The organism is Neorhizobium sp. P1_A6 (genome assembly GCF_056406795.1).
In genome coordinates this window covers 19,240-33,572 of the sequence record NZ_JBFTZM010000003.1, presented here as the reverse complement: position 1 = coordinate 33,572, position 14,333 = coordinate 19,240, and the positions used below count along the sequence as shown (strand labels likewise).

The window sequence follows — 14,333 nt, the reverse complement described above, 5'->3', positions numbered from 1 at the left end:
CCCCGCTTCTTCGAGGAGCGGAACATGGAAAATTCAGAAGAAAGAAAAACAGTCATCTCACTGCGGAATGCGAGCAAGTGGTTCCCCAGTCGCGACCTTCCCAATGTGAGGGGGCTGAATTCGGTATCGCTTGACGTTCTTGAAGGCGATGTCGTCGTCTTGCTCGGACCAAGTGGCTCAGGCAAAAGCACACTTTTGAGGTGTTTGAACCTGCTCAATATTCCCGACGAGGGACAACTACGGGTCGGCTCTGTAGAATGGGATGCCAAAGCCTATTTTTCGGCACGCTCACGAGAGCGCCGTTACAGCCGTGATTTTCAGCGGCTTCGTCGCGAGACGGGCATGGTCTTTCAGCACTTCAATCTCTTCCCGCACATGACCGTTTTAGAGAACGTGATGTGTGGCTTGGTGCACAGCAAGGGGATGTCGAAAGACGAAGCGCGTGAAATCGCGCGCGAGGAGATCGCAAAAGTCGGTTTGGACGACAGAGAAGGACATTACCCCGGGCAATTGTCGGGCGGTCAAAAGCAGCGGGTTGCCATTGCCCGCGCCATCGCCACCAAACCGCTGGCGATGTTGTTCGACGAACCCACGTCAGCCCTTGATCCCGAGCTGCGAGGAAGCGTTTTGGCGGTGATGCAAGATCTCGCCAAGGAAGGCATGACCATGGTCGTGGTCACGCACGAGATGGGTTTTGCGCGGGCAGTCGGGAACCACATCGTGTTCCTCGAAAGCGGTGAAATCATCGAGGAGGGGCTTTCGAACGATTTCCTCGACAACCCAAAGACCGAACGTGCTCAACGGTTCCTATCTGAGATCGCTTGAAGTCTTAGGGCGCACACGGTCACTCTGTCGGTAGAATTCGGAGCCTTCGATCCCGGAACAACATAAGAAAAGGGACGCCGGCGAACCCGGCGTCCCTTTCTTTTCTCGCGCTCCAGGCTCTTACTGAAAAATGACCTGGATCGTCGTGTATTCCGCCAGGCCCTCTTCAGCAAATTCTACGCCCAGACCGGAGCCCTTCACGCCACCGAACGGCACGTTCGGCTGGATAGCCCCATGCTTGTTGATCCATACGGATCCACATTCCAGCTGGCTTGCCACTTTCTTTGCTTTTGCAATGTCTCTGCCCCAGACGGAACCACCAAGACCGTTCGGGTTGTCATTCGCGCGCCTGATGACTTCGTCGAGATCAGAATACTTGATGATCGGGAGAGCCGGCCCAAACTGTTCCTCGTCCACCAGACGATCACCGTTATTAAGGTCCGCGACCAGCGTCACGGGATAGAAATTCCCAGGAGCGTTGTCGTCAGAATCCCCTCCAATGAGAATGCGCCCGCCACGCCCCTTCGCGTCGTTCACCAGGTCTTTGACCTTCTGGTACTGCATGCGGTTCTGGACCGGACCCAGGACACTATCTTCCGAAAGTCCATCACCGACTTTGACTGTCGCTGCAAAGCTTGTCAGCTCGCGGCAAACGTCCTCGTAGATGTCCTCGTGAACATAAAGTCTCTTCAATGCCGCACAGGTTTGCCCGCCATTGATGAAAGCGCCCCAGAACAGTCCCTCGGCAATCTGGCGGGGATCGCAATCGGGCAGGACAATGCCGGCATCATTACCACCGAGTTCAAGAGTCAGGCGTTTCAATGTCGCCGCAGCGCCTGCCATGATTTTTTTGCCGGTCTCGGTCGAGCCCGTGAAAACGATCTTGGCAATACCAGGGTGGGAGGACATCGCGGCCCCGATGTCGTTTTCACCCGTCACGCAATTCAACACACCTGCGGGTAGAACTGTGTTGAGCAGTTCGATCATCCGGATGGTCGACAGCGGGGTGAGCGGGGAGGGCTTGATCACAACGGTGTTCCCGGTTCGTATGGCCGGTACAATGTGCCAGATCGCAATCATCAACGGCCAGTTCCAGGGCGTAATTGATCCTACAACGCCCACCGGTTTGCGGTGCAGTTCCACCCGGCCCTGATTGTCATCCTGCAAAACCTTGACCGGCAGCTCCAGACCGGCAGTGTATCGCGCCCAAGCTTCGGCCCCTCCGAGCTCATACCGGGAGCCCATTCCATTCAAGGGTTTTCCCTGTTCCAGGGTGAGAAGCTGGGCCAGCTCCTCCGCATGATCGTGCAAGGTGTCAGCGATTGCGACACAGGCCTTCCGGCGCGTCGCGTCGTCAGCTTTGCTCCACTTTTCGTAAGCTGTTTGCGCCGCGGAAACCGCCTGGTCCAACTGGGCCACGGTTGCCTTTGGCGCTGCCCCCACGACTTGACCATCTGAGGGATTTAGCACCTCGAATGTTTCTTGGGTTGCGATCGACTGGCCGTTGATAACGAGCCTGTATTGGTGGTCCACCATGGGAAAACTCCTCCTATTTCCGTCGCTGAATTATTAAACATGTTAAGTAAATCAGCGAGGGAAAGCAAGGGCGCAAACTCGACTAACGCGTCGTCGCCTTGTCCGTGACCTCGTTAAGCAGTGCAATCAGGGCTTCGATCTTGTCGTGGCCAATGCGAAGCTCAAGCTCTTCATAAATTTTAAGACTTTCGGGCCGCACTTCTTCGAGGAGCTTAGCGCCTGCGTCATCAATCCGGACAAGCAGACGTCGGCCATCTGCAGTATCCTTCGTCGTCCTGATGAGCTTACGGTCCTCAAGCGTCTTGATCATCCTTGTCAGGCTGGGGGCAAGGAGCGCGGCACCTTGCGCCAATTCGGTGGCATCGATCTGCCCCCGCTCCCTCAAAAGCCGCAGCACACGCCATTGCTGCTCCGTCACATTGTGCTGCGCAAGCATCGGTCGAAAATGACCCATCACTGCTTCTCGCGCCTTCAATAGTGCGATTGGAAGCGCCTGACGGGTGCTACGCAGAAGGCGAGGGTGATTTTTATCCTGATCCATATGAGGTGTCTAAGTGAGAATTTACCGGCCCGTCAATATTCGATCAGGCCGAGATCACCCGACGGTGGGTTGACAAAGGCTCAATAATTGTTAACGTGTTAAGTATCGGAGGAGCGATAAATGCCACATTTCGTCATTGAAGGGTCCGCGAACCTGAAACCGCGCGTCGATTTCAAATCGCTGTGTGAGGTCATTCATAAAGCGATCCTCGACAGTGGGCTGTTCGAACGTGGCGCGGTTCGTGTCCGAGTTTTGCTTAGCGATGACTACGCGATCGCTGACCTCGACGAGCGCAATTCTTTCATCGACATGAGCTTTCGTATTGGCGCGGGCAGATCTTCAGAAGAAAAGAAGCGTGTTGGCAACGCGATCGCGGCAGTCGTCAAGGCCGAGCTGCTGGACCTTTTCAGCGAGCCACATTTTGCCCTCTCCCTTGAGGTGCGCGAGATAGATCCAGCCCTAAGCTGGAAAGACAATGCGATGCATGCGCGCCTTCGGGCGGGGACTTAGAAAACACCATTGAACATTGGCTGAGCGAATGCTGCTGCATTCGAGATGGAGATCTCATGACGAATTTTGAAGACAACAAGAAAAAGGCCGATGCCTATCTTGCCCGGTTTCGCGCCGGCGGCGTCCTCAACCACATTGCCGGAGAGGCTGTCCCTGCTTTAGATGGTGCCACGTTCGAAACAATCTCGCCCGTCGACTTGCAGCCTCTGGCGCAGGTCGCCCATGGCAAAGCGGCAGACATCGATCGTGCCGCCAAAGCCGCATCCGAGGCATTTCCCGCCTGGGCGGCAATGCCTGGTGACGCTCGCAAGGCGCTCCTGCACAAGATCGCTGACGCGATCGTTGCCCGCGCCGAGGAGATCGCCTTCGTCGAGTGCATGGACACCGGACAGTCCCTGAAATTCATGGCGAAGGCGGCACTACGTGGCGCAGAGAACTTTCGTTTCTTCGCAGACCGAGCACCAGAAGCAAGAGACGGCAAATCGATCCGTATTCCAGGCCAGGTAAACGTAACAACGCGGAACCCCATAGGCCCGGTCGGTGTGATCACGCCTTGGAACACGCCATTCATGCTATCCACCTGGAAGATTGCACCGGCCCTGGCGGCCGGTTGCACGATCGTCCACAAGCCGGCGGAATTCTCGCCGCTTACAGCACGCCTGCTGGTCGAGATTGCCGAAAGCGCCGGCCTTCCCAAAGGTGTTTGGAACCTCGTCAATGGTTTGGGAGAGGACGCCGGTAAAGCGCTGACAGAACATCCATTGATCAAGGCGATCGGTTTTGTTGGCGAAAGCCGGACGGGCTCAATGATCATGAAGCAGGGTGCCGACACGCTCAAGCGCGTCCACTTCGAGCTCGGTGGCAAAAACCCGGTCATTGTTTTCGCTGACGCTGATCTGGAGCGAGCGGCGGATGCTGCCGTATTCATGATCTATTCGCTCAACGGCGAACGCTGCACGTCCTCATCCCGATTGCTGGTCGAGGACAGCATCTACAGTAAGTTCACTGAAATGGTCGCCGAGAGGGCCAAACGTATCAAGGTCGGTCACCCGCTCGATCCGCAGACGGTCGTCGGACCTCTGATTCACCCTGTCCATGAACGCAAAGTGTTGGAATACGTCGAGATCGGCAAAGCCGAAGGCGCAACTGTCGCCGCCGGTGGCTATAAGGTCGATGGACCGGGAGGCGGATGCTACGTCGCTCCTACGCTCTTTACCAGTGCCGACAATGGAATGCGGATCGCCCAGGAAGAGATCTTTGGTCCGGTTCTGACCGCAATCCCGTTCAAGGACGAAGCGGATGCTTTGAAGATTGCCAACGATGTCCAATACGGTTTGACCGGTTATCTTTGGACTTCCGATGTCACGCGCGCTTTCAGGCTGACCGACCAGCTCGAGGCTGGCATGATCTGGGTCAATTCAGAGAACGTCCGCCACCTGCCGACCCCATTCGGCGGCGTCAAGAATTCCGGTATCGGACGAGACGGCGGAGACTGGTCGTTCGATTTCTACATGGAAACCAAGAACATCGCTTTCGCCACGACTGCCCATGCGATCCAGAAATTGGGCGGCTGACGGGATTTCGCGACACTCTGGCCGCGTCAACAAAAGACGCGGCCGCTTCGTAACAACAAAGCGCCGAACACGGGCTGTTTCGGCCCCGAGGAGGAAACCATGCCGCTCCCGCAATTCAATCTCTATCCAGCGTTCAACACGGTTCGGCTTAGCCATGTCGAATTCCTTGTTAAGGATCTCGCTGCCAGCCGTGCCTTCTATGTGGACATGCTCGGCCTTCAGGTCACAGACGAAGATTCTGATACTGTCTACCTGCGTGCCATGGAAGAACGCGGCCATCACTGCATGGTGCTCAAGAAGAGCGATACTTCGGCAATCAGTTACCTCGCCTTGAAGGTCTATTCCGAGGAAGATCTCGACAAAGCCAAGGCCTATTTCGATACAAAAGGTCAGAAGACGGCATGGGTGGAGCGCCCTTTCCAGGGACGCACCCTGCGCACCCATGACAACTTCGGCATCCCGCTCGAATTCTATTTCAAGATGGATCGCCTGACCCCCATCCATCAAAAGTACGCGCTTTATCACGGGGTCAAACCACTCCGGATCGACCACTTCAACTGCTTCACGCCAGACGTCGATGCATCCGTCGCCTTTTACAACGATATTGGTTTCCGTGTTACGGAATACACCGAGGATGCAGAAAGCAAAAAACTGTTTGCCGCCTGGTTGCATCGAAAGGGTGGCGTCCATGACATGGCGTTCACAAACGGCGTCGGCCCGCGACTGCATCACACAGCATTCTGGGTTCCAACACCTTTGAACATCATCGATCTCCTCGATCTTATGTCGACCACTGGATACCTCGCAAACATCGAACGGGGTCCAGGCCGTCACGGCATCTCTAATGCATTTTTCCTCTACATCCTTGATCCGGACGGCCACCGCATCGAGATTTACTGCTCGGACTACCAGACTGTCGATCCCGATCTCGAGCCGATCAAATGGGACCTGAAGGATCCACAGCGTCAGACACTGTGGGGGGCACCTGCGCCGAGGTCTTGGTTCGAACACGGCAGTTTGTTCACCGACCTTCCAACCCAGGAGCCGCTTCTAAAGGCTCAACCGATCATCGCGCCCTGATCTCGTTGCGAACACAGACGGCGAGGGACATTGGCAAGTCCTGTGTCCCTTTTCTCTTAGCCCACACGGAGTGACCAAGCGATGCACCTGAAAGACCCAACGTTATTCCGCCAGGCCGCTTACATTGGTGGCGACTGGATCGAAGCAAACGATACGGATGCCATCGCGGTCACAAACCCCGCAACTGGTGAGAAGATCGGCTCCGTTCCCAAACTGGGGGCGGCAGAAGCACGTGCGGCGATCGCGCATGCCGAAGATACGCAGAAGGAATGGGCAGCGCGAACCGCGAAGGAGCGTAGCGTAATCCTGCGCAAGTGGTTTGAGTTGATGATGTCCAACCAGGATGACTTGGCGCACATTCTCACACTCGAACAGGGAAAGCCGCTTCTCGAAGCAAAGGGTGAGATCGCCTATGGGGCAAGTTTCATCGAGTGGTTCGCCGAAGAAGCCAGACGCATCAACGGCGACATTATATCCGGCCATCAGCGAGACAAACGCATTCTGGTGATGAAGCAGCCGATTGGCGTCGTTGCAGCCATTACCCCTTGGAATTTTCCGAACGCGATGATTACACGAAAAGCTGGCCCGGCGCTCGCAGCCGGATGTGCAATGGTATTGAAACCCGCTGCTCAGACGCCATTTTCCGCGATCGCTTTGGCGGTACTGGGGGAGCGGGCAGGATTGCCGGCAGGATTGTTCAGCGTGATCACCGGTTCATCTCGCGAAATCGGCGCCGAGATGACCTCAAATCCCATCGTACGTAAACTCACATTCACTGGGTCGACGGAAGTTGGTGCCGAACTTTACCGTCAGTCTGCTCCCACGATCAAAAAACTTGGTCTGGAGCTGGGCGGCAATGCGCCCTTCATCGTGTTCGATGATGCAGATCTCGACGCAGCCGTCGAAGGCGCCTTGATCGCGAAGTTCAGGAACAATGGTCAGACCTGCGTTTGCGCCAATCGCCTGTACGTCCAGGATACGGTCTATGACGCGTTCGCTGAAAAGCTGGCCAAAGCCGTTAGTAAGCTTCGGACCGGAAACGGGTTCGAGGAGGGTGTTGCGCTCGGACCCTTGATCGATGAAGCGGCTCTCAAGAAAGTCGAAGAGCACGTTCAGGATGCCGTATCGAAGGGCGCAACCGTCATTCAAGGCGGAAAAGCGCATGAACTTGGCGGCACCTTCTACGAAGCGACTGTTCTCACAGGCGTCACGCAAGACATGGCCGTGGCATCCGAAGAAACCTTTGGGCCTATCGCGCCGCTCTTTCGCTTCGAGAATGAGACTGATGTGGTTGAAAAGGCGAATGACACGGAATTCGGTCTCGCCTCCTATTTCTACGCGAAGGATCTGTCGCGGGTGTTTCGAGTTGCCGAGGCCCTCGAATATGGAATGGTTGGCGTGAATACCGGCCTGATATCCACTGCTGAAGCACCGTTCGGCGGCGTAAAGTCCTCCGGGCTAGGCCGTGAAGGCTCCAAATACGGCATCGATGACTACCTCGAGCTCAAATACGTATGCCTTGGTGGCATCACAACAAAAGAATAATAAAGGAAAGTCCGTATGCGTCCCCGTTTTGCATCTTTTTCCAATTCCGGTCGCCAGGGTTACGGCCTAATCCGCGAAGATGGCGTGGTGGACCTGTCCGTCAGGTTCCGCCCGCGTTTTCCGACCCTGCGCGAAGTTATCGCCGCAGGTGCTTTGGACATGTTGGCCGAGAAAGGTCAATCGGCCCCCGTCGACTATCCCCTGGCTGCGGTTACATTGGACATTCCAATCCCGTCGCCGGAAAAGATCATCTGCGTCGGCGTCAATTTTCCGGACCGTAACGAGGAATACAAAGATGGGCAGACAGCGCCCACCAATCCGTCGCTGTTTATCCGCTTCCCGCGATCCTTCACGAGTCACGATCAGCCGCTGATCCGGCCACCGGAGAGCCCTCAACTCGATTATGAGGGGGAAATAGTTGTCGTCATCGGAAAAGAAGGCCGACGCATTCCAGAAAGCGAGGCTCTCTCACACATAGCGGCTCTGTCGCTCTGCAACGAAGGGACGCTGCGGGATTGGGTCCGCCACGCCAAATTCAACGTTACTCAAGGCAAGAATTTCGATGCCTCGGGCTCGATTGGGCCATGGATAGTTCCTTATACTGACGAAAGTCAGCTGGCGGACATCAAGCTGGAGACGCGGGTCAACGGCGAGGTCCGCCAGAGTGATCGGACCAGTCGAATGATTTTCTCATTCCGCAAGATCATCAATTACGTCTCAACCTTTACGACACTTGTGCCAGGCGACGTAATCGTCTGCGGAACACCTACTGGCGCTGGAGCACGCTTCGATCCGCCAATTTGGTTGAAGCCGGGCGATATCGTTGAGGTCGAGGCCGACGGTATCGGTCTGTTGCGCAACACCATTGCCGACGAGAGGATCTGAGATGCTTTCCACCGCAGACATAGAAACAGCTGTTGCCGCGCTGGACGAAGCCGAACGGACTCGCGTTCAGACCGGACTTTTGTCACTGCAGCATCCGGACATGGTGATGGATGACGCTTATGCGATCCAGTCTGCGTGGGTAAAAAAGAAAGTATCCGACGGACGTCAGGTGGTGGGCTGGAAAATTGGTCTCACATCGAAGGCGATGCAATATGCCCTCAACATCAACATTCCAGACTCTGGGGTATTGCTGGACGACATGGTCTTTGAGGACAGTTCGGTCGTCCCAAAAGACCGGTTTATTCAGCCGAGGATCGAAGCTGAAATCGCCTTTATCATGAAAGCGCCTCTAAAGGGGCCGAACGTGACCGTCGTCGATGTACTCAATGCCACCGATTATGTCACTCCAGCCCTCGAAATTCTCGACACGCGGATTCTTCGGGTGGATCCCCAGACGAAAAAAACCCGTAACGTCCTCGATACGATCTCTGACAATGCTGCGAACGCCGGCATCGTAACGGGCGGCCGCGCTGTGCGCCCGGATCAACTGGATATGCGTTGGATGGGTGCCATAGTGTCTCGCAACGCGGAGGTCGAAGAGACTGGGCTTGGCGCGGGCGTCCTCAATCAACCTGCTCGTGGTGTTGCGTGGCTTGCCAATCGGCTGTCGCAATATGGAGACGGAATAGAAGCAGGGCAGGTGGTCCTCGCCGGCTCGTTCATTCGACCGATTGAGGCACGTCATGGAGACACGATCGTAGGCGATTTCGGGCCCTACGGAACTGTAAGCCTGTATTTCGAATAGGGGAAAACCATGCCAGCTCCAACCAACACCTTCAAAAGGGCGCTTCAGGAAAAGCGGCTTCAAACCGGATTTTGGCAAGCTCTAGCAAATCCTTACACGGTCGAAATATCAGCGGACGCCGGCTTCGACTGGCTCCTTCTCGATGCCGAACATGCGCCAAACGACATCCCGCTCCTGGTCGCCCAGCTACAGGCGATGAAAGGTTCAGCCAGTCACGCGGTTATCAGGCCGCCAATTGGCGAGACATACATCATAAAACAGCTGCTCGACATCGGCGCGCAAACACTCCTGATCCCGATGGTTGACAGCAAAGAGGTCGCCGAGAATTTGGTAAAGGCCGTGTCTTATCCCCCGCGCGGGGTCCGGGGCGTTGGTGCAGCGCTGGCTCGTGCCTCACGCTTCAACCGGATTCCGGACTACCTCCAGACGGCAAACGACGAAATCTGTCTCTTGCTTCAGATCGAAAGCCGCGCAGGTTTGGCCGCGCTAGATGAAATCGCATCGATCGACGGCGTCGACGGCGTGTTCATCGGCCCGGCTGATCTCGCAGCTGACATGGGCTATCTTGGTAAGCCGGGAGCCCCGGAAGTCCAAGAAGAAGTTGAGAAGGCTCTCCTGCGCATCCAGTCCCATGGAAAAGCTGCAGGAATCTTGACCGCCGATCTGTCGCTTGCCAGGCGCTACGTCGATCTCGGTGCAACATTCGTTGCCATTGGAAATGATGTCACTTTATTTGCGAACGCCACGACACGGCTGATTGAGGAATTCGGTCGTACCGCTTCCAGCCCCGGTACTGCGAGCTCAGGCTGCGTATACTGATGTCATATCTGGGAAAAACCAGGGCAGACCGTGTACGCGCCCGGCAAGACTGGTGGGTATGTTACTTTCTGGCGGTCCTCGGGTCGGTCACCTTTACGATATGCTCGCTCATCCTGGCCTATCGTCCGGATGCTTTATCCGTAGCGACCGCTCCCGCGGTCGTTGGGATGATTTTTGTAGCGAGTGCGTTCACCAAATTCGAGCTTGAAGCGTCGGTTTGGTGGAGAAGTCGCTATATTCGTCTGACAGCTTCAGTTGGAGGAATGGTCATAGCCTCAGGTTCTGTCATTGCAATCGTCGACCGAGCCGCGATATCGAAGGTAGCCGATAGCCTGCTTTTGGCGTTGTAGTTGATCCCGCTAGGTCTGAATAATCTGCAACGGGAGTTCGGTACTCTTCTTAAGGGTCCGTAGCACGATGCTGGAGGTGACCGACGCCAGTCCACCCGTCACCTTGATCATACGCTCCAAAAAGATGCTGAGGTGGTCAAGATCGCTGGCCACAATCTTCATCAGGAAATCCGCATCGCCCGTCTGGGAGTAGCATTCCAGGATCTCTGGCGCCGTTTCGATGAAGCGGTGCAGTTGAGCATTCCCTTCCTCTGTGTGGGACCGAAGGCTAACCAGCGTGTGCGCAACAACGGAAAAGCCGAGTTTTTCCGGGTTCAAAATCGCTACAACGTTCTGGATCAGACCCTCGCTTCTCAGCCGGTCAAGCCGCCGCGAGCATTGAGCTGCTGACAGATTGACGACTTGCGACAGTTCAGTCTGTGTCAGCTCAGCATTGCTTTGAATAGCCGCGAGAAGACGGATATCGAATTGATCTAGGGTATGTAACTTTGAGGTCATGTCAAAATATCTGCATAATTTGCGGAAAATTGGTGATTTTCATGTAAGATAATATCTCTGTATGCTGAAAATTGCAAACTTACCTCACTGAGGCGCCTGTACGCTTAGGCCACGTTCTTAGGAGGTAGACAACATGTTTGAGAAACTCACCGCGCAACCAGCCGACAGCCTACTTGCGCTCATCAAGGCGTTTCAAGCCGATCCCAGAGGCTACAAAGTCGACCTCGGCGTCGGCGTCTACAGAGATGAACAAGGGCGGACCCCGGTTATGCGGGCCGTCAAGCTCGCTGAAAAGCAGCTCCTGGAGACCCAGGACAGCAAGCGGTATCTCGGGCCTGAAGGGGACCTGAATTTCGTCAACCTCCTGAAACCGATTATTTTCGGCGCAAATCATGATGCCGGCAAGGTTGTAGGCATTCAGACGCCAGGTGGAAGCGGTGCTCTGCGACTGGGCGCTGAACTCATCGCCTCAGCCAGACCCGGTGCGAAGGTCTGGCTTGGTACACCCAGCTGGCCCAATCATGCTCCAATTTTCGAGTCGGCGCGCTTGACCGTCAAAGACTATCGTTTCGTCGACCTTGCCAAGCAGCAAATTGACTTCGATCGTGTTCTGGAGGCTCTCGACGCGGCCGAGGCTGGTGATGTGATCCTGCTACACGGCTGCTGCCACAACCCAACTGGCATTGATTTTGATATCGACCAGTGGAAGCAGATCGCAGCAACGCTCGTAGAGCGCAAGCTCCTTCCCTTTATCGATCTTGCCTACCAAGGCCTGGGCGATGGCCTCGAAGCGGACGCGGAGCCGACCCGCCTTATCCTCGAGGCAGTAGACGAAGCGCTTGTTGCCTACTCGTGTGACAAGAATTTTGGTCTTTATCGCGAGCGTGTTGGTGCCCTTTACCTTGTGAGCCGCAATGCGGAGCAGCTCAAAATCGCCGATGGCAACATGGCGTCGTTGGCACGTGTCAACTGGTCGATGCCCCCGGACCACGGCGCTGCCATCGTACGCGTGATTCTGGAGAGCATGGAGCTTACCCAAATCTGGAAGCAGGAGCTGGTTGAAATGTGTGCTCGGGTCAATGGTAACCGCGCCGCCCTTGCAGCGGCCCATCAGGAACTGAGCTTTATCGCAAACCAGCGAGGGCTCTTCTCGAACCTGGCGATGTCGAAAGACACGGCAGTCGGATTGCGCCACAAACACGGGATCTACATGGCCGATTCCGGTCGCATGAATTTGGCGGGGATGCAGCCTTCTGATGCGTGCGCGATCGTCAAGGCTCTGTCGGCGGAAGGCACGCTGAGCGCCCGCTCGGCGGCCTGAGCATTCCTAAAAAAACAGGTTTGGACATCATCATGAAAAACAAAGAGACCACAGGGCAGGCCATCGCTCGTTCACTCCTCGAAAACGGTGTGGACACTGTCTTCGGCATCCCCGGCGCCCATATGTACGACTTCAACGATGCTCTCTATGAAAAGCGCAACGAGATCCGTTTTATCCATACCCGCCACGAGCAGGGTGCGGGCTACATGGCATACGGTTACGCGAAGTCCACTGGACGCATCGGCGCCTATACGGTTGTGCCCGGCCCAGGTGTTCTCAATTCCGGCGCCGCCCTATGCACTGCCTATGGAGCGAATTCCCCGGTCCTGTGTTTGACGGGCAATATCATGTCGCACTTGATCGGCCAGGGCCGTGGCCAGCTCCACGAGCTGCCCGACCAGCTGGCGACCATGCGTGGGATCACGAAGGTCGCAGAGCGGATTGATCATCAGTCCCAGACCGGAACGGTCATGGCCGAGGTGATCGGAAAAATGCTCTCCGGACGTCAGGGACCCGGAGCGGTCGAGGCGCCTTGGGATGTCTTTGGAATGACAGGCCCGGAGCTCGATCTTCCTGAAACCAGACGCGCCGCGGACCCCCAAGTCAATCCTGACAGTATTCAGGCTGCGGCTGCTATCCTGGCAAATGCCAAAAACCCTCTGATTATGGTAGGCGGAGGCGCTGTTGATGCGGGGGCGGAAGTTGCTGAATTGGCCAAAGCGCTTAAAGCGCCGGTGACGTCCCATCGATCGGGAAAGGGCGTCGTAAGCGACGAGCATCCCAACTATCTGAATTTTGTCGCTGCGTTCGATTACTGGAAAGATACCGATGTGCTCATCGGTATCGGTAGCCGTCTTGAACTCGAATTCATGCGGTGGAAGTGGCTTCCCAAGGGACTCAAGGTTATCCGGATCGATATCGATCCAACGGAAATGGTCCGGTTGAAGCCGGACGTCGGAATTGTCGCGGACGCAAAGGCGGGCACCGCAGCTTTGACCAAAGCTGTGGGACCATCGGACAGAGCGGCGCGAACTGATGAGTTCGCGGCCCTGAATCGCAACGCGAAAGAACGGTTCTCAGCCGTTCAGCCTCAGGTCGATTATTTGAATGCGATCCGGGAGGCACTGCCGCGCGATGGTTTCTTTGTCGAAGAAGTTAGTCAGATGGGCTTCACCGCCCGGTTTGCTTTCCCCGTCTACGGCCCCCGACAGTATGTGACTTGTGGCTATCAGGACAACCTCGGATTCGGCTTCAATACCGCGCTTGGAGTCAAGGTCGGCAATCCGGATAAGGCAGTCGTTTCAGTGTCCGGCGATGGTGGTTTCATGTTCGGTGTGCAGGAGTTGGCCACAGCCGTGCAGCATAACATCGCGGTCGTCGCAATCGTGTTCAACAACAATGCCTACGGAAACGTATTGCGCGATCAGAAGCAAGCCTATTCCGGCCGGTACATTGGCTCAGATCTCACCAATCCTGATTTCGTAAAACTCGGCGAGAGTTTTGGCGTGAAAACATATCGCGTGTCGTCCCCAGGTGAACTGAAATCGGCTGTCAGCGAGGCTCTGGAACTGAACGCTCCCGTTCTCATTGAAGTGCCAATCGAGAAGGGATCCGAAGCAAGCCCCTGGCCCTTCATCCATCCCGCACCGCCTACTGCATAAGAAGTCATCCAACTGGATTTCAAAATGACAGACATCTATCCGGGGCCTGTCTTTGAGATGGCGAGGATCCAGTTCAATCGTACTGCTGACCGTCTGGATCTCCCAGACGGTCAGCGCAATCGCCTTCTCTATCCGAAAAGGGCGATAACGATCTCTTGTCCTATCCATCTCGACAGCGGCGAAGTCGCGGCCTTGGCCGTTTGGATGAGTTGGAAATGCGCGCTTGCCGGACTTCCCTACGGGGGAGCCAAAGGCGGCATCACGGTTGACCCTCGACAGCTTTCAATTCGTGAGCTGGAAGCTCTGTCGCGCAGGTAGATGCAAGAGATGGGGGGCGATCACAATTGGAGTGCAGCGCATTACCGACGCCAAGCAATCTCGGG

13 protein-coding genes and 1 pseudogene are annotated in these 14,333 nt (G+C 55.9%); 11 read left to right on the top strand and 3 right to left on the bottom strand.

The features are described from left to right. Positions 1–24: 24 nt before the first annotated feature. The gene (locus AC1D3C_RS07075) at positions 25–825 is read left to right on the top strand and encodes an amino acid ABC transporter ATP-binding protein (RefSeq protein WP_477482403.1); all 801 of its coding nucleotides are present in this window, start codon (positions 25–27) and stop codon (positions 823–825) included. 120 nt (positions 826–945) lie between these two features. Here AC1D3C_RS07075 and AC1D3C_RS07070 read toward each other — a convergent pair whose 3' ends face one another. Beyond that, positions 946–2,361: an aldehyde dehydrogenase family protein gene (locus tag AC1D3C_RS07070; RefSeq protein WP_477482402.1), complete on the bottom strand. Its 1,416-nt coding sequence runs from the start codon at positions 2,359–2,361 to the stop codon at positions 946–948. Between the two features lie 82 nt (positions 2,362–2,443). After that, positions 2,444–2,902, bottom strand: a complete 459-nt coding sequence (gene hpaR / locus AC1D3C_RS07065) for a homoprotocatechuate degradation operon regulator HpaR (RefSeq protein ID WP_477482401.1) — start codon at positions 2,900–2,902, stop codon at positions 2,444–2,446. A 120-nt stretch (positions 2,903–3,022) separates the two neighbouring features. On the opposite strand from hpaR, the gene AC1D3C_RS07060 reads away from it, so the two are divergent. The 7 genes from AC1D3C_RS07060 (at position 3,023) to hpaI (ending at position 10,120) form a co-directional block, all read left to right on the top strand. Beyond that, entirely contained in the window at positions 3,023–3,412 is a 390-nt protein-coding gene (locus AC1D3C_RS07060; protein ID WP_105426884.1) for a 5-carboxymethyl-2-hydroxymuconate Delta-isomerase, read from the top strand. A 56-nt stretch (positions 3,413–3,468) separates the two neighbouring features. Further along, entirely contained in the window at positions 3,469–4,986 is a 1,518-nt protein-coding gene (gene hpaE / locus AC1D3C_RS07055; protein WP_105439355.1) for a 5-carboxymethyl-2-hydroxymuconate semialdehyde dehydrogenase, read from the top strand. A gap of 99 nt (positions 4,987–5,085) precedes the next feature. Further along, on the top strand, positions 5,086–6,066 hold the full coding sequence (gene hpaD / locus AC1D3C_RS07050) for a 3,4-dihydroxyphenylacetate 2,3-dioxygenase (RefSeq protein ID WP_105439354.1): 981 nt from the start codon (positions 5,086–5,088) through the stop codon (positions 6,064–6,066). 81 nt (positions 6,067–6,147) lie between these two features. After that, complete coding sequence (gabD, locus tag AC1D3C_RS07045) at positions 6,148–7,611, top strand: NADP-dependent succinate-semialdehyde dehydrogenase (protein ID WP_477482400.1); 1,464 nt, start codon at positions 6,148–6,150, stop codon at positions 7,609–7,611. A 15-nt stretch (positions 7,612–7,626) separates the two neighbouring features. Further along, a complete protein-coding gene (locus tag AC1D3C_RS07040; protein WP_477482399.1) occupies positions 7,627–8,496 on the top strand; it encodes a fumarylacetoacetate hydrolase family protein in 870 nt (289 codons plus the stop codon). Between the two features lies 1 nt (position 8,497). Next, positions 8,498–9,301 (top strand): 2-oxo-hept-4-ene-1,7-dioate hydratase, encoded by an 804-nt coding sequence (gene hpaH / locus AC1D3C_RS07035; RefSeq protein ID WP_477482398.1) that lies wholly within the window; start codon positions 8,498–8,500, stop codon positions 9,299–9,301. Between the two features lie 9 nt (positions 9,302–9,310). Then, complete coding sequence (hpaI, locus tag AC1D3C_RS07030) at positions 9,311–10,120, top strand: 4-hydroxy-2-oxoheptanedioate aldolase (protein ID WP_477482397.1); 810 nt, start codon at positions 9,311–9,313, stop codon at positions 10,118–10,120. 359 nt (positions 10,121–10,479) lie between these two features. On the opposite strand, the gene AC1D3C_RS07025 is transcribed toward hpaI, so the two are convergent. After that, positions 10,480–10,968 (bottom strand): Lrp/AsnC family transcriptional regulator, encoded by a 489-nt coding sequence (locus AC1D3C_RS07025; protein ID WP_040124767.1) that lies wholly within the window; start codon positions 10,966–10,968, stop codon positions 10,480–10,482. 133 nt (positions 10,969–11,101) lie between these two features. Here AC1D3C_RS07025 and AC1D3C_RS07020 point away from each other — a divergent pair, with 133 nt between their 5' ends. From AC1D3C_RS07020 to AC1D3C_RS07010, 3 genes and pseudogenes are all read left to right on the top strand, one after another. Beyond that, complete coding sequence (locus AC1D3C_RS07020) at positions 11,102–12,289, top strand: amino acid aminotransferase (RefSeq protein ID WP_477482396.1); 1,188 nt, start codon at positions 11,102–11,104, stop codon at positions 12,287–12,289. A gap of 32 nt (positions 12,290–12,321) precedes the next feature. Further along, complete coding sequence (locus AC1D3C_RS07015; protein ID WP_477482395.1) at positions 12,322–13,950, top strand: thiamine pyrophosphate-dependent enzyme; 1,629 nt, start codon at positions 12,322–12,324, stop codon at positions 13,948–13,950. 24 nt (positions 13,951–13,974) lie between these two features. Further along, a pseudogene (locus AC1D3C_RS07010) lies at positions 13,975–14,265 on the top strand (Glu/Leu/Phe/Val dehydrogenase dimerization domain-containing protein); the annotation flags it as partial. Between the last annotated feature and the right edge of the window lie 68 nt (positions 14,266–14,333).